Annotated in this window: 15 protein-coding genes and 2 tRNA genes; 6 read left to right on the top strand and 11 right to left on the bottom strand. The window is 73.3% G+C overall.

What is annotated here, in order from left to right; all coding sequences use genetic code 11:
• Positions 1-66: 66 nt before the first annotated feature.
• From ABZW10_RS22895 to ABZW10_RS22875, 5 genes are all read right to left on the bottom strand, one after another.
• A complete protein-coding gene (locus ABZW10_RS22895; RefSeq protein WP_355368835.1) occupies positions 67-489 on the bottom strand; it encodes an SHOCT domain-containing protein in 423 nt (140 codons plus the stop codon).
• Between the two features lie 151 nt (positions 490-640).
• Positions 641-1,369, bottom strand: a complete 729-nt coding sequence (locus ABZW10_RS22890; RefSeq protein ID WP_355368833.1) for an NUDIX hydrolase — start codon at positions 1,367-1,369, stop codon at positions 641-643.
• The gene (locus tag ABZW10_RS22885) at positions 1,366-2,526 is read right to left on the bottom strand and encodes a type III polyketide synthase (RefSeq protein WP_355368831.1); all 1,161 of its coding nucleotides are present in this window, start codon (positions 2,524-2,526) and stop codon (positions 1,366-1,368) included. Before ABZW10_RS22885 ends, ABZW10_RS22890 begins: the two co-directional genes overlap by 4 nt.
• Positions 2,527-2,611: 85 nt before the next feature.
• Positions 2,612-3,817 (bottom strand): cytochrome P450, encoded by a 1,206-nt coding sequence (locus ABZW10_RS22880; protein WP_355368829.1) that lies wholly within the window; start codon positions 3,815-3,817, stop codon positions 2,612-2,614.
• A 233-nt stretch (positions 3,818-4,050) separates the two neighbouring features.
• The gene (locus tag ABZW10_RS22875; RefSeq protein WP_355368827.1) at positions 4,051-4,644 is read right to left on the bottom strand and encodes a helix-turn-helix domain-containing protein; all 594 of its coding nucleotides are present in this window, start codon (positions 4,642-4,644) and stop codon (positions 4,051-4,053) included.
• A gap of 138 nt (positions 4,645-4,782) precedes the next feature.
• On the opposite strand from ABZW10_RS22875, the gene ABZW10_RS22870 reads away from it, so the two are divergent.
• Positions 4,783-5,604, top strand: coding sequence for an SDR family oxidoreductase (locus tag ABZW10_RS22870; RefSeq protein WP_355368825.1), 822 nt, complete (start codon positions 4,783-4,785; stop codon positions 5,602-5,604).
• Positions 5,605-5,620: 16 nt separating this feature from the next.
• On the opposite strand, the gene ABZW10_RS22865 is transcribed toward ABZW10_RS22870, so the two are convergent.
• On the bottom strand, positions 5,621-6,064 hold the full coding sequence (locus ABZW10_RS22865; RefSeq protein ID WP_355368823.1) for a hypothetical protein: 444 nt from the start codon (positions 6,062-6,064) through the stop codon (positions 5,621-5,623).
• A 120-nt stretch (positions 6,065-6,184) separates the two neighbouring features.
• Here ABZW10_RS22865 and ABZW10_RS22860 point away from each other — a divergent pair, with 120 nt between their 5' ends.
• Positions 6,185-6,715 carry a hypothetical protein gene (locus ABZW10_RS22860; protein WP_355368821.1) on the top strand — a complete coding sequence of 177 codons (531 nt, stop codon included), beginning with the start codon at positions 6,185-6,187 and terminating at the stop codon, positions 6,713-6,715.
• A gap of 109 nt (positions 6,716-6,824) precedes the next feature.
• Positions 6,825-8,054 (top strand): GNAT family N-acetyltransferase, encoded by a 1,230-nt coding sequence (locus ABZW10_RS22855; RefSeq protein ID WP_355368819.1) that lies wholly within the window; start codon positions 6,825-6,827, stop codon positions 8,052-8,054.
• A 350-nt stretch (positions 8,055-8,404) separates the two neighbouring features.
• On the opposite strand, the gene cutA is transcribed toward ABZW10_RS22855, so the two are convergent.
• A complete protein-coding gene (gene cutA, locus ABZW10_RS22850) occupies positions 8,405-8,737 on the bottom strand; it encodes a divalent-cation tolerance protein CutA (RefSeq protein ID WP_355368817.1) in 333 nt (110 codons plus the stop codon).
• Positions 8,738-8,866: 129 nt separating this feature from the next.
• Here cutA and ABZW10_RS22845 point away from each other — a divergent pair, with 129 nt between their 5' ends.
• The 3 genes from ABZW10_RS22845 to ABZW10_RS22835 all read left to right on the top strand — a co-directional run bounded on the left by ABZW10_RS22845 (position 8,867) and on the right by ABZW10_RS22835 (position 11,282).
• Positions 8,867-9,949 (top strand): restriction endonuclease, encoded by a 1,083-nt coding sequence (locus tag ABZW10_RS22845; RefSeq protein WP_355368815.1) that lies wholly within the window; start codon positions 8,867-8,869, stop codon positions 9,947-9,949.
• 91 nt (positions 9,950-10,040) lie between these two features.
• Complete coding sequence (locus ABZW10_RS22840) at positions 10,041-10,355, top strand: DUF6191 domain-containing protein (protein ID WP_355368813.1); 315 nt, start codon at positions 10,041-10,043, stop codon at positions 10,353-10,355.
• A 51-nt stretch (positions 10,356-10,406) separates the two neighbouring features.
• Positions 10,407-11,282, top strand: coding sequence for a hypothetical protein (locus tag ABZW10_RS22835; RefSeq protein WP_355368811.1), 876 nt, complete (start codon positions 10,407-10,409; stop codon positions 11,280-11,282).
• Positions 11,283-11,301: 19 nt separating this feature from the next.
• On the opposite strand, the gene ABZW10_RS22830 is transcribed toward ABZW10_RS22835, so the two are convergent.
• The 4 genes from ABZW10_RS22830 to ABZW10_RS22815 form a co-directional block, all read right to left on the bottom strand.
• Positions 11,302-12,699: an SDR family oxidoreductase gene (locus ABZW10_RS22830; protein ID WP_355368809.1), complete on the bottom strand. Its 1,398-nt coding sequence runs from the start codon at positions 12,697-12,699 to the stop codon at positions 11,302-11,304.
• 56 nt (positions 12,700-12,755) lie between these two features.
• A tRNA-Ala gene (locus tag ABZW10_RS22825) sits at positions 12,756-12,828 on the bottom strand.
• A 7-nt stretch (positions 12,829-12,835) separates the two neighbouring features.
• Positions 12,836-12,907 (bottom strand) — tRNA-Gly (locus ABZW10_RS22820).
• A gap of 149 nt (positions 12,908-13,056) precedes the next feature.
• On the bottom strand, positions 13,057-14,580 hold the full coding sequence (locus ABZW10_RS22815) for a carbohydrate binding domain-containing protein (protein WP_355368807.1): 1,524 nt from the start codon (positions 14,578-14,580) through the stop codon (positions 13,057-13,059).
• Positions 14,581-14,695 lie beyond the last annotated feature (115 nt).

Here is a 14,695-nt window from a genome sequence, read left to right as displayed (position 1 = left end):
CCGGTGGACACCCGTCCACCGGCCACCACCGCTCCTGCTCCACCGCTGCCGCCGCGCCGGCCGGCGTCAGACCAGCAGCTTGTCCTTGGCCTTCTGGTACTCCTCCTCGGAGATCGCCCCGCTGGCCTTGAGGTCGGCCAGTCTGGCCAGGTCGTCGACGTGGCTCCGGGCGGGCGCCCCCTCCGCGGGCTCGGTCCCCGGCGCCGGGCCCGCCGCGTCGCGGATGTACGCCTTGAACGCGGCGTCCGCCCTCTGTGCCTGTTCGAGGTCGCGTTGGCCCATGCTCTTGCCGCGCACGATGACGTAGACCAGCACGCCGATCAGCGGGAGCAGGATCACCAGGAGCATCCAGCCGGCCTTGGCCCAGCCGCCCATGTCGTGGCTGCGGAAGATGTCCGTGATGATCTTGAACAGCAGGAAGAACCAGAGGATCCAGAGGAACAGCTCCAGCATCGTCCAGAAGATGTTGAGCAGCGGGTAGTTGTCCATGACGGCTCCCGTCGGTGCGGGCCCGAGAGGGACCCGAGTCCCTTCGAGTCATATCACCGGACATCGGACATCGCGGCCCGCTGCTGCGCCATTCCGGTGGTCTTCCGGCGGTCCCCCGGTGTTCTCCCGAGGTGGCGGGAACAATCGCGGATCAGCGCGGACGCGACCGCAGCTCGACCGCCAGCTCGATCAGCTCGCCCCACCACGCCTCGCGGCCGCTCAGCAGCAGCCGCTGCGCCTCGGCCGGGTCCGTCGCGCGGACCTCGACGACCTGCTCGCCGTCGTCCGGGTTGGTCGGGACGGAGTCCACCGCGACCTCGGCCCAGCCCCAGAGCCAGGCCTTCTCGGGGTGCGGCTGCCACGGCCGGTAGGGCACCGGGTCGTCGGTCACGCAGCGGTGCGCGCCCAGCCAGACCGGCTCGCCCAGCAGCCGGGCGCCGGCCTCCTCGCGCAGCTCGCGGACCAGGCAGGAGGCCACCGACTCGCCGCTCTCGCGGGTGCCGCCGGGCAGGAACCAGTGGTCGCGCTCGTCGCGGCAGAGCACCACCCGGCCACCGTCGGTGAACCCCACCAGGTGGATGTTGGTGACCAGCTCGTCCGGCGGCAGGACGGTGGAGAACTGGGCGTCGTAGCGGCCCCAGTCCCAGTACTGCGGGGCGTGCAGGGTGGGGAAGAGCGCGGCCAGCTCCGCGGCCCGGCCGGCCTCGGCCCGGTGGACGGCGGCCTGCTCGGCGTCGTTCCGGCCGGCCTCGTTCCGCTCGGCCTCGGCGGGGCCGGCCGGTCTTGGGATCGACGGGGCTCCGGCGCCGTTCGGTGACCCGGTGGCCCCCTCGGCGGTGGTGCTGTCGGTGGTGCCGGTGGTACCCGTGGTATCGGTCATTCGGTGATCGTAGTCCCGGCCGGACGCGGCAGGGGGGCGGTCTGGTGAGCGATCGTCAACTCCGAGGTGTCGATCGCGCGCGGAATGCGCGCGGCCACCGTCTCCAGCGGCCTTCCGACCCAACTGCCCAGCGAGATCTCGGCGGTGATGCCCGGGCCGAAGCCCGCGATGAGTCCCTGGGTGCCGTCCTCGACCCCGCCCTCGTCGAACATCCGGGCCAGCGCGTCGAAGACCACGGCGCTGGCGATGTTGCCGCGCTCGGTGAGCGTGGCCCGGGAGAAGCGGAACGCGGCCGGCTCCAGGTTGAGGAAGCGGCAGAGGTCGTCCAGGATCCGCGGGCCGCCCGCGTGCACGATGTAGAAGCCGAGGCCGGAGACGTTCCAGGCGTGCTCGACGGCCAGCGCGCGCAGGGCGGGGGCGAGCATCTCCATGGTGCCGGGGACGCGCTTGTCGAGCTGGAAGTGGAAGCCGGTGTCCTTGACCCCGTAGGAGATCCAGTTCTCGGTGTCCGGCACCAGATGCGAGCCGTTGCGCTCCAGGTGGACGCCGGTGCCGCCGCGGCCGCGCAGCACGACGGCGGCGATCGCGTCGCCGAACAGGCCGTTGGAGAGCAGCGAGCCGACCCCGATGTCGGTGGGCTGGTAGCAGAGCGAGCAGAACTCGCAGGCCACGATGAGCACGTTGGCGCCGGGGTAGGCGCGGCAGAAGTCGTGCGCCCGGTTGACGGCGGCGCCGCCGGCCGCGCAGCCGAGCTGGGCGATCGGCAGCTGCCGGGTGTCGGAGCGGAACCCCATGGCGTTGATCAGCCACGCGGTCAGCGAGGGCATCATGAAGCCGGTGCAGGACACGTAGAGGATGAGGTCGACGTCCCGGGCGGTGAGTTCGGCGTGGTCGAGGGCGCGCTGGACCACCTCGGGCACGCGGCGCTTGGCCTCCCGCTCGTAGATGGCGTTGCGGGCGGTGAAGCCCGGGTGCTGCAGGGTCTCCTCGATGGGCTGGACCAGGTGCCTGGTCCGTACCCCGGTGTTCTCGATCAGCCGCAGTGCGAGGCCGAGTTGCGGGTGGTCGGCGTGCAGGGTGCGGGCCAGGTCGAGGGTCTGGTCGAGCGTGATGACGTGCTCGGGCACGGCGATGGCGGGTCGGCAGAGTGTGGCCATGGGGGAGGTCTCCGAACGGGCAAGTGGCCGATGGACGCGGCCGGGTACGGCGGGGAGGTCACCGCGGCGCGGTCACCGGCGGTGGTCACCAGGCGATCGGCAGGGTCCGCGGGTAGCGCCAGATCGAGCCGGTCTGCCAGTCCAGCTCGGCGGGCGGTACGGCGAGCCGCAGCCCGGGGAACCGGTTCAGCAGGGTGCCGATGGCCACCTGGAGCTCCATCCGGGCCAGGTGGGAGCCGAGGCAGTGGTGGGTGCCGTAGCCGAAGGTCATATGGGTGGGCGCGCCGCGGTCGAGGTCCAGCTCGTCGGGCCGCTCGTACATCGCGGGGTCGCGGTTGGCGGCCAGGTAGGAGACGTGCACCGGCTCGCCGGCCTTGATCAGCACGCCGCCGAGCTCGACGTCCTCGGTGGCGACCCGGGCGATGCCCACGCCCTGGCGGAACGGGATGAAGCGCAGCAGCTCCTCCAGGGCGCGCGGCAGCAGGTCGGGCTGCGCGCGCAGCTTGGCCAGCTGCTCGGGGTGGGTGAGCAGGGTGTAGGTGATGTTGGAGAGCTCGTAGGTGCTGGTGTCGTGGCCGGTGACCAGCAGGACCATGGCCATGACGGCGAGTTCGTCGTCGTCCAGCAGCTCGTCGCCGTCGCGGGCGGTGGCGAGCGCGCTGATGAGGTCCTCGCCGGGGGAGCGGCGGCGGGCGGCGGTGAGCTCGGAGAAGTAGGCGCGCAGGGCGGCCTTGGCGTTGACCTGGCCGGCGCCGCTGCCGGGGCCCATGGACATCATCGCGACGGCGTGGCCGCGGAGTTCGGCGCGGTCCTCGGCGGGGATGTCGAGCAGCTCGCAGATGGTGGTGAGCGGCAGCCGGGCGGAGAGGTGGTGGACGAGGTCGGCGGGGGCGCCGTGCTCCTCCATCTCGTCGAAGTAGCCGTCGACGACGCGCTGGATGTGCGGGCGCATCCGCTCCACCTGGCGGTTGGTGAAGCCCTGGGCGACCAGGCGGCGGAGCCGGTTGTGGGCCGGCGGGTCCATCAGGTTGATCGACTCGACCTGCGCGATCGGCGCGGGCGTCATCCGGGGCAGGTCGCGGCCGATGCCCGCGGCGCGGCTGAACCGGCGGTCGGTGGTGACCACCCGGACATCCTCGTAGCGGGTGGCGAGCCAGGCCTCGCCCTCGCCGTGCGGCAGACGGATCCTGGCGATCGGCTCCTCGGTCAGCAGGCGCTTGAGCAGGGGGTCGAACTCCAGGCCGTCGGTGTGGTTGAAGGGGCAGTCCCACACGGGGGCGGAGGTAGTCACGGGCTGGTCCCAGGGGCCGGGTTCTGCCGCCCGGACGGAGGTCGTTCGGGCGCGGACGTGCTGATGTTGCCCCATCAGGCCGCAAAAGTGGGGACAGGGGCGATAGTTCCCTCGATCGAGTGAGATGGATGATTGTCAGGTGAAATGGGGGAGTTGGGGCGGTGGCGCCCGGTCGGCCCCGGCCCGGCGGGGCGGACCGGCGGGCGCGCGGGGCGGGCGCGCCGCCGGGCGGCTCAGCGTGCGGGGCGCGGGCCCACGCCGTGCAGCAGGGTGTCCACGATCCGGGCCGCCAGCGCGTCGGGATCGGCGTCGGCCGGCGCCGCGCCCGGGTCGCCGTGCAGGGCCTCGCCGATGAGTGCGTAGAAGACCCGGCGCACCCACTCCAGGTCGGCGTCCGCGGCGATGGCGCCCTGTTCCCGGATCCGGCCGAGCAGTTCGCGGCAGCGGCGGGCGATCTCGTCGTGCGTCCGCACGGCCTGCTCGCTGTGGGTGACCGCCGGGCCGAGGGCGAAGCCCCAGGCGGCCTTCACCCGCAGCACGTTGGCCGTCGCCCGGTGCAGCGCGACCAGCGGCGGGGCGGTCTCCGGGCGGCCGTCCTCGATGGCCTCGGCGAGCTTGGCGGCGGCCTCGGCGGTGAGTGCGTCGACCAGCGCCTGCCGGTTGGCGAACCGGCGGTGGACGGTGGTCCGGGTGACGCCGGCGGCCTCCGCGATCTGCTCCATGGAGGCGCCCGGGGTCTCGGCGAGGACGCGTTCCGCCGCCGCGAGGATCGCGCGGATGCTGCGCTCGGCGTCGGCGCGCAGTGGGCGCCCGGGCGTGTTGCTCATCGTGTGCCTCCAGCTCTGACGTACCCGGGGAACGGTACAGCGGGGGAACGGGTCGCCCTTTATCTGAAACAGCAGTGTCGCATCTCTGCGGTTATCCGATACTCTCGTGTCACACATCATGAGACAAGGAGCACCACCGTGCGTACGGCCACCACTGCTCTGATCACCGGCGCCTCCTCCGGCCTCGGCGCCGAGTTCGCCGCCCAGCTCGCCGCGCGCGGCCACGACCTCGTCCTGGTCGCCCGCTCCGCCGACCGCCTGCACGACCTCGCCGAGCGCCTCGGCAAGGCCCACGGCGTCACCGCCCACGTCCTCGTCCAGGACCTCTCCGAGCCCGGCGCCGCCCACCGGATCGGCGCCGAGCTCGCCGAGCGCGGCCTGACGGTGGACCTGCTGGTCAACAACGCCGGCTTCGGCACCTGCGGTTCGTTCGACACGATCGACCCGCGGCGCGACCACGAGCAGCTGATGGTCAACGTCGTCGCGCTCGTCGGCCTCACCCATGAACTGCTGCCCGGCATGCTCGCGCGCGGCCGCGGCACGGTGCTCAACGTGGCGTCCACGGCGGGCTTCCAGCCGACCCCGTACTTCGCCGTCTACGGCTCGTCGAAGAGCTTCGTGCTCAACTTCAGCCTCGCGCTGCGCCAGGAGTACCGACGGCGCGGCATCCGCGTCCTGGCCCTGTGCCCTGGGCCGGTGGAGACCGGGTTCTTCGACGTCATCGGCACCCGGAAGGCCGCCGTGACGGGGGCGTTCACCACGGCGGAGCCGGTCGTCCGGGCCGCGCTGAGGGCGCTGGACGCCGACCGCTCCTACGTCGTCCCCGGCCTCGCCAACCGGATCGGCGCCCACCTCGCGCCGCGCCGCCCGCGCGCCTTCGTCGCCGTGGTGGCCGAGCGCCTCTCGCGCGGGGTGCGGGACGCCATGGCGGGCGGGCGGAGCGGCGAGCGGGTCGCCTGACGGTTCCGGGCGCGGGTCAGCTCCAGTCGGCGACGCGGATCGCGCCCATCACCTCGCCGGCGGCGTTGTAGAGGACGAGCATCCGGCCCGGCTCGTTCGGCCCGGCCCACGTCAGATAGGCGCGGATGATGGTGCGGGTCCGGGCGTCGACGTTGTCGGGGAAGTCGGTGGCGAGGTAGGTGTTGACGTGGTCGTCCTGCTTCACGGCCCGGTCGAGCCGGGTGACGTGGCCCAGGACGGCCGCCCGCTGCTCCTCGGTGCCGTGCTGTTCGACCCACCGGGTGAAGGCGGCGGAGCTGTCCTCCGCCCCGGGCGCGGAGGGCATGGCGGAAGGCGCGTAGGCATCGCGCGGCCCGCCGGGCTCGGGCGGCTTCGGCAGGCTCCCCGTCGGCCGGAACGCAACGGCGACCAGCATGGTGGCGGCGACGCCCACCACAACCGCGATCGGACGGGACTTCACCGGGTGACCCCCTCGGTCGGAACTCCAACCGACTCTAACAGGGCGTCAGTTCGAGGATCGATCGAAGGCGAACACCGCCCCGGGAAGAACCGCGCGGGCGTCGGCGGCGTCCGTGCGGGCGTGATCAAAACCGTGTTGAACGGGCTGCCGATGTTCTGGCCCGGGCTGCTCGCCTCCCTGGTGCCGGCGGCGTTGCTGAACCGTCCGGTCGGGCGGCTGCTGCGCACGCACTGGGCGGTGGGGTTCCTCCTGCTGCTCGCCCTCGGCGGGGTGGCCACGCTGACCCTGTTCCCCGAGCACCCGGGCCCGTTCTGGCAGGACCTCTCGTGGTCGGGCGTCGTCCGCCACTGCTCGTTCGACGGCCTCCACCTGCGGCCGCCGGGGGAGTGGTTCACCTCCCGGCGGGCCGACCTCGACCTCCTGATGTTCGCCCCGATCGGCCTGGCCGCCGCCCTGGCCGGCTCCCGCCGCCGGGCCGCCGCCGTGCTCCTCGGCGGCGCTGTCCTCCCCTTCGCCCTGGAGGGCGCCCAGTTCGCCGTGCCCGCCCTCGGTCGTGCCTGCGATGCCCAGAACGTCCTCGACTCCCTGCTCGGCCTCGCCCTCGGCACCCTCCTCGGCCTCCTCACCCGCCCGGCCCTCCGCCACGCGTGAGGAGGCCCGGGACGGCGGCGAAAATCGCTTGACCTGGACGTCCGGGGGAGTTGCACTGTGGCGGGCGCCACGTGCGGTGGTGCCGTGACCAGGGGAGGCCGCTGTACCCATGGAGATCCGTTCCACCACTGAGCAGGACCGTGACGTCTTCGTCGAAACCCTTCTCGTCCCGTTCGGGCTGGCCCCGGACACACCGGCCGAGGACGGCGGCGGGGTCTGGTGGGCGGCTCTGGAGCTGGACCGGGGCGTGCTGGCGGTGGCGGACGACGGGAAGCCGGTCGGCACGGCCGGCGCGTACTCCCTCGAACTCACCCTGCCCGGTGAGGCGGTCGTCCCGGTCGCCGGGGTGACCGCCGTCGGCGTGCTGCCCACCCATCGGCGCCAGGGCGTGCTCACCGGGATGATGCGGTACCAGCTCGCGGAGCTTCGGGAGCGGGGGGAGTTCCTGTCCGTACTGCTGGCCTCCGAAGCCGTGATCTACCGCCGGTTCGGTTACGGCCCCGCGACGTACACCCGGCGGCTGACGGTGCCGCGCCACCGCTCGGACCTCGCCGCCCCGCGGGCGGGCGGTGCGGACACCGGCACGGTCGAGGTGCTGCGGCGGGCCGAGTGCGTCGACCTCATGGAGGAGGTCTACGACCGGTACCGGCGCACGCAGCCCGGCGCGGTGTCGCGGCCGCACCGCTGGTGGGCCCGGCGGGCGGGGCAGCCGCCCATCGCCCCGGCGCCGCGCTACGTCGCCGTCCACCGCGACGCCGACGGCGTGCCGGACGGGTACGCGAGCTACTCGCGGGGCGACTACGACCATGTGACCAAGACGCTCACCCTGACCGTGGACGAGACCATAGCCGTCGACGACACCGCCTTCACGGCCCTGGCCCGGTACGTGCTCCAGCACGACCTGATGACCAGGATCGTGTTCAAGCACCTCCCGACCGAGCACCCGCTGCGCTGGCAGCTCGCCGACTTCCGCGCGGGCGAGGCAGCCGACGAGACGGACTGGCTCTGGGTGCGCCTGCTGGACGTCCCGCGCGCCCTGGCCGCACGCGGCTGGTTCGCCGACGGCGAGCTCGTGCTCGACGTGACGGACGCGTTCCTCGGCGAGCACAACCGCTACCTGCTGACCGTCCGCGACGGCAAGGCCGAGTGCGTCCCGACCGACCGCGAGCCGGACCTCTCGCTCGACGTGAGCGACCTCGGATCCATCTACCTCGGCGGCACCACCCCCAGCACCCTGATCCGCGCCGGCCACATCCGCGCCCACCACCCGCAAGCCGCCACCCGCGCCGACACCCTCTTCCGCTCCGACCGCGCCCCGCACTGCCTGCACTGGTTCTGACGGCCGAACGCCGACGGCCCGCCGCCCCGCACCCGGAGCGGCGGGCCGTTCGGTGCTGCAGGGCTCATGCGTGGGCGGCTTCGCCACCTGATGAGCGTGACGCGCTTGGCGACCTGCCCGACGACGTGACGTCACCGCGTTCGCCGACCGCCATCCCGCGCTGCTCGACAAGCGACTGCTGACCCGCTTCTACCGCCCGGCGACGCTGGCCGGCGCGCAGGCGAAGAGCGGCCGGGTCGAGCCCGACCTCGCCCCGTTCCCCTGGCAGGACGGCGCCGACCGGCGGGACTCTCCGGAGGAATAGGCGCCGAACCGCAGGAGTCGCCGAAACCCGGCTCGGGAACGGGTGCTCATCGCTTCGCGGTCTCCGCCCGCACCCACTCCAGGTAGGCCGCGCTGCCTGTGGCCACCGGGACGGCGACGACCTCGGGGGTGGCGTAGTCGTGGTGCTCGCTGATGAACCCGGTCAGGGGGTCGGCGAGTTCGGCGCGGGTCTTGAAGTCGATCCGCCACTCGGCCGCGTCCTGGACCTCGCCCTCCCACCAGTAGACGGACCGGATCCGGTACACCTGCGCGCAGGCCGCGAGCCGGGCCCGTACCACGTCGGCGGCCAGGGTGCGGGCCTTCGCCTCGTCGTCGTGGGTCGTGGTCATCACAAGAAGGTCGCTGTTGTTCGTCGTCATGCCGAAAGCCTAGGCGCGGCGGTAACCTACTCACTTACCCAGCGGGGGACACATCCAAGCCGTCCTGAAGTCGCCGTTTCTGACACGCACCTGACGACCTGTCGGTCGGGTGCGTTCGAGGGAGTACCTATGTCCCGGAGCCGCAAGCTCCACCGCCTCAGCAGCCCCGACACCGCCGAGCGCCGTGCGCAGCGCATGCTGTTCCGGCACCTGCGTGACGACACCAACGCCAACCGCGGCCGGATGGCGCGGCGGGTGCGCGAACTCCAGCTCCTGCTGGAGATGGACCCGATCGAGTTCGAGGGGCTGATAGCCCGGCTGATGGAGTCCATGGGCATGAAGGTCGAGCTCACGGCCCGGTCGAAGGACGGCGGGGTGGACGTCCGGGGCATCGACACCGATCCGTTCCGGGGCGGGAACGTGATCGTGCAGGTCAAGCGGTACCGGGACACGGTGACGCCGTCGGCCGTCCGGGACCTCTACGGCACGCTGCAGCACGATGGGGCCGCGACGAAGGCCGTGCTGGTGACGACCAGCAAGTTCGGGCCCAGCTCGCACCAGTTCGTGTCCGGCAAGCCGATCACGCTGATCAACGGCGCCGAGCTGGTCGGTCTGCTGAAGCACCACGGGTTCCACGAGATCTTCGCACCGGCCTACGAGGAGGCCGCGGGTGCCGGGGTCGAGCAGCAGCCGGCGATCGAGGTGGCCGCCGAGCCGTCCCGGCTGCTGCTGCACTGGACCGGGGAGGAGGAGTACGACATCGCCGCCCTGGTCTGCCAGGGCAACCGGGCGCTCTCCGACGACCACCTGGTCTTCTACAACAACGCCTCCACGCCGGACGGTTCCGTCCGTCTGGTCACCGGCTACGACGACGCCAACGCCTGCCTGATGGTCGACTTCGAAGCGCTCCCCGCAGAGGCCGACCGGCTGGTCATCATCGCCGCCGCCGACACCGAGAACCACCCCGACGCCACCATGGCCGGGTTCGGCGGGCCGGCGCTGATCCTCGAAGCGGGCGCCGACCAGGACGCGGCGATCGTGCACCTGGCGGACGGGGCGGAGTCCAACATCGCGATGCGGCTGGGCCGCTTCGACCGCGACGACGCCGGGGACTGGGACTTCACGCCCGCCCTGGCCGGGTATCCGGGTGGCCTTCGGCAGGCGGTCGTCGCCTACGGCCTGGAGGTCGCGGACGAGGAGCCGGTGGCGTAGTTCGGCGGCCCGCACAGGAAGTCGGCGGGTCCGACTTCCTGTGCGGCGGGCGGCCGGAACGATCGCGTGCGGCACGCTCGTTGGGGCGGGCATGGTGGTGGTGACGGTGGCCCTGGTGGGGGCGGCGCTGGTGACCGCGCTGTTCGCGGTGGCGGCGGTCCGGAGCGGACGCCGGAGGAGGTCGCGCCCCGGGCGGGTGGCGGGCGGCCTCGGTATGACGGCGGTCGAGGAACTGCACGCGTTCTTCAACGCCAACAAGCGCGTTCAGATCGAGCAGCGCCAGGCTCAGCTGGTCCTGCGTGACGACGAGCACGCCGGCGCCCCGCCCGGGGCGGGGGTCGACCTGGACGCGGGCGTCGCGGTGGTCCGCGGCCGAGGGGAAACGGTTCGACCACGGACCAGATGATGTGTCAGGATGCGCCCCGTCTCTTTGTTCGACCGGGGGGTTCTCCTGACCATGCGTCGTTCCACTGTCCTCGCTGTCGCCGCCGCGGCGGTCTCCCTCGTCGGCCTGGTGGGCTGCAACGACGACGCGGCGCCGGCCGCGTCCGCGTCGTCGTCCGCCCCGCCGTCCGCGTCGGTGACCGGCGCGGGCGCGCCCGAGGCCGCGCCGACCGCCCCGCCGACCGCCACGCCGACCCCCGCCGCCGTCGAGACGCCGACGTCGACGCCGGCGCCCACCGTCCCCGCAACGCCCACCGCCACCGCCGTCGCCACGACGGCGGGCGGGGTGATCGACCCGGAGAAGGCGCTCGCGCTGGCGGAGAGGACGCCGTACGCGGCCACCCAGGACTTCACGACCGAGGGCGGCCCGCTCAGCGCCGTCACCAAGGGCCGGGTCAACCTCAACGGGCCCGTCCGCTCCGGCCGGCTCAGCGAATCCATGAGCGCGAGCGGCGGCGACCTCGTCAGCGGCGCCGCCGACAGCGGCCCGACCACCGTGGTGACCGACGACGGCACCACCTACATCAAGAGCGGCAGCAGCTGGCGGAAGTCCCCGCTCGGCGACCGGATCGCCGACTACCACGGCTACGCCAAGGCGCTGCTGGACCTCGGCCGGTCCGCCCGCCAGGGGATGGAGGACTGCGAGGGCACCCCGTGCTTCCACCTCTCCGGCACCGTCGACCTGGAGCGGATGAAGGCGGTGGAGCCCGAGAGCTACAAGATCCTCAAGGGCAAGGGCGTCACGAGCTTCCACCTCGACCAGTGGATCGACGCCCAGGGCCGCACCGTCCGCTTCGACCGGAAGACCGAGCTGAAGGGCATCCCGATGCGCATCCACGGGACCTTCCGCGACTTCGGCCCGGTGGAGCGGATCACCGCCCCGGCGTAGCGCCTGGACGGCGGCGGGGTCACCAGGCGGCCTCGCGGTAGTCCTTGAGGAAGACGCCGGAGACGGGGGAACCGGCCTCGCCGCGGACGATCGGGTCGTAGACGCGCGCGGCGCCGTCGACGACGTCGAGCGGGGGACGGAAGCCGGCGGCGGCGAGGCGGGCCTTCTTGGGGGCCGGGTTCTCGTCGGTGATCCAGCCGGTGTCGACGGCGCACATGTGCACGCCCCGGGTGGCGAGTTCCTCGGCGCTGGTGCGGGTGAGCATGTTCAGCGCGGCCTTGGCCATGTTGGTGTGCGGGTGGCCGGCGGTCTTGTTGCGGACGGCGAACCGGCCCTCGACCGCCGTGACGTTGACGATGTAGCGGCGCGGGTGCGGGGAGGCGAGCAGCAGCGGAAGCAGCCGGTCGCAGAGCAGGGCCGGGGCGAGCGCGTTGACCAGCTGGACCTCCAGCACCTCCGCCGGGTCGAGCGAACCGAGCCGCGTGGACCAGGAGTTGGCGACCGCGAGGTCGGGCAGCAGGCCCGCCTCGTCGGCCCCGCCGGGGGCCGGTGCAGGGGCCGGGACGGTGTCGACAGCGGCGAGCTCGGTGGCCGGCCAGGCGGGGGCGAGGGCCGGCATCGGCCGGAAGCCGGGAGCGTGCGCGACGGTGGCGGCGTCGACGGCGGGCAGCGCGGACCGCTCGCCGGCGGCCAGCAGCGCGTAGGACTCGGGCGGGCGGCGCAGGGTCTGCGCGGCGTTGTTGACCAGGATGTCCAACGGGCGCCCGTCGGCGAACAGTTGCTCGGCGAGGCCGAGGACCTGGCGCGGGTCGCGCAGGTCGATGCCGACCACGGTGAGCCGCTCCCACCAGTCGGCACTGCCTTCGGCGGCCCGGAACCGGCGCACGGTGTCGTGCGGGAACCGGCTGGTGACGACGAGGTCGGCGCCGTCGCGCAGCATCATCAGGGCCAGCTGGAAGCCGATCTTCACCCGGCCGCCGGTCAGCAGTACGCGGCGCCCGCGCAGGTCGGTGGAGAGGGCGCGGCGGGCGGCGCTGTGCGCGGCGCAGGGGCGGCAGAGCATGTGGTAGAAGGCGTCCACCTCGCGGTACGGCTGCTTGCAGACGTAGCAACGGCGGCGGCCGCGGAGTTCGCCGACCGGGACGGTCCGGGCGGTCGGGGCGGCGAGCGGGGCGTCCTCGCGGCGGTCGAGGGCGCCGGTGGCGGTGGCGGCGAGCAGTTCGGCGTCGGCGACGCGGATCTCGGCGCGTCGGCCCTGGCGGCGGCGCTTGCGGCTCTCGCGGACGAAGGACTCCAGCTGCCGTTCGGCGTGCAGCCGGGTGCGGTGGCCCTCGGGCAGGGCGCGCAGCCGGCCCAGGGTGCGGCTGAACGCGGCCAGTTCCTCGGCGGTGGGCTCCTCGATCACCGTGTCCGTCATGTCCGCCCCCTTGCGTGCCGTGCCGTGCCGTGCCGCGCCGTGCCGTTCGGTACGGCCGGCCCCGACCGGATTCGAACCGGCGTACTCCACCATGCGGTAGTGGCGCGCCTGCCTCTGCGCTACGGGACCGGCCCTGTCCGGGGGGACGGATTCGAACCGACGTGTCCGCCTTGGCAAGGCGGTGCGCCTGCCTCTGCGCCACCCCTGGGCAGTGACCCGGACTGTAGTCGCCCGGCGGGGAACGCGCGCGCGAATTACGGCGGCGCCGGCGACCCCCGGGAAGGGGGCCGCCGGCGCCGTCCGGTGCCCGGGCTCAGCGAGCGTCAGGGCTTGTCGGGGCTCGGCGAGTGCCGGGGCTCAGCCGGTGTACTGGGCGAAGATCTTCGCGAACTCGTACGGCTGCTGCGGGATGTTGGTGCACTTGAAGAGGCCGCCGCCGGTGCAGGCGTTGGCGTCCCGGGTGGCGTCCCAGAAGGCCAGCACGCCGAGGTGGTGCTGCCGGGCGAAGGCGACCAGCTGCTGGGCGTCGGCCTGGTTGTAGATCTGGTGGTCGTCGTTCTCGCCGAGCATCGGGGTGACCCCGACCATGGCCCACAGCTGGGCGTCGCCCTTGGCCGGGTACAGCGCCTTGAGCTGGCCGTACAGGGACTGCGCGGCCTGGACGGCGGCGTCGCCGTAGTCGGTGCCGGTGCGGTAGTAGTCCATCGCCATGACGTTGACGACGTCGACGTCCAGGCCCGCGTCCCGGGCGGAGCGGACGATGGCGACGCCCTCGCTGGTCAGGCCCTCGGGCAGGACCGGCAGGGTGAAGGAGACCTTGAGGCCGGGGTGGGCCTTCTGCAGCTTGGCGAGGGCGGCGGAGCGGCGGTCGTTGGCGACGGTGTCGGCGATCGCGGCGCCCTCGATGTCGAAGTCGACGTAGCGCAGGTTGTAGGCGTTCACCACGGCGTCGTACTCGGCGAACAGGGAGTCGACGCTGGTGCAGGCGGCGGCGAGCTCGGTGCCGCTGGCGCCGCCGAAGGAGAGCTTGACGTCGCCGCCGGCCGCGCGCAGCGCGTCGATCTGGTCCTTGGCCCAGCCGGTGCGCGGGTCGTAGGCGTTGAACCAGCTGGCCTTGCACCCCACGGCGGTGACGAAGCCCATGGTGAAGCCCTTGAGGTTGCCGGACTTGGCCATCGCGGGCATCGACGGGGTGGGCCAGGCGCCCATGTCGATGTACGGGGCGACCGGGAGGGCGACGTTCGGCGCGGGGGTGGTCGGCCCGCCGGTCGGCGGCGTGGTGGTGGGCGGCGTGGTGGTCGGGGGCGTGGTGGTGGGCGGCGGGGTGCTCGGGGTGCCGCCGGGGCCGGTGAGCGTGACGTCGTCGGCGAGGTAGGCGCCCTGCCCGTACCACCCGTGCAGGTAGACGTTGACGCTGGTGGTGGCCGCGCCGGTGGTGAAGGTGGCGGTCAGCTGCTGCCAGCCGGAGCCGCCGGGCGTCCAGACGGCCGGGTCGGTGACGCCGCTGCCGGTCGCGCCGAGGTACACGTACTGGCCCTGGACCCAGGCGCTCAGCGTGTACGTGGTGTTGGGCTGCACCGTGACGCTCTGGCCGCACTGCGCGGTGTCCGCACCGGAGACCTCGCCGCGCAGTGCGTACGAGCCGCTGTGCGCGCCGGAGCCGACCACGCCGCCGGTCGCGGCGGTACAGCTCCAGGCGCCCAGCGAGCCGCTCTCGAATCCGGGGTTGCCGAGCAGGTTGCCGTCGGCGGCGCCGGCGTTCCCGGCCATCGTGGCGAGGCCGCCGCCGGCCAGGACGACGGCGGTGGCGAGGCCGAGCACCTTGGTGCGGAGGACCGGGCGGCGGTGCCGGGCAGCGGTGTCGCGGGGCGCGCGTGGCATGGGGGTGCCTCTCGGTGGACGGGGGCCGCCGCCCGGCCCGCGCGGGGGGAGGAGACGCGGGGCGGGCGGCGGTGGAGGGGTGGTCCGGTGGGGGAGTTGCGCGGTGCTGAGCATC

The organism is Kitasatospora sp. NPDC004723, from assembly GCF_040609255.1.
Lineage (GTDB): Bacteria > Actinomycetota > Actinomycetes > Streptomycetales > Streptomycetaceae > Kitasatospora.
This window is presented reverse-complemented; position numbering and strand designations above follow the sequence as displayed.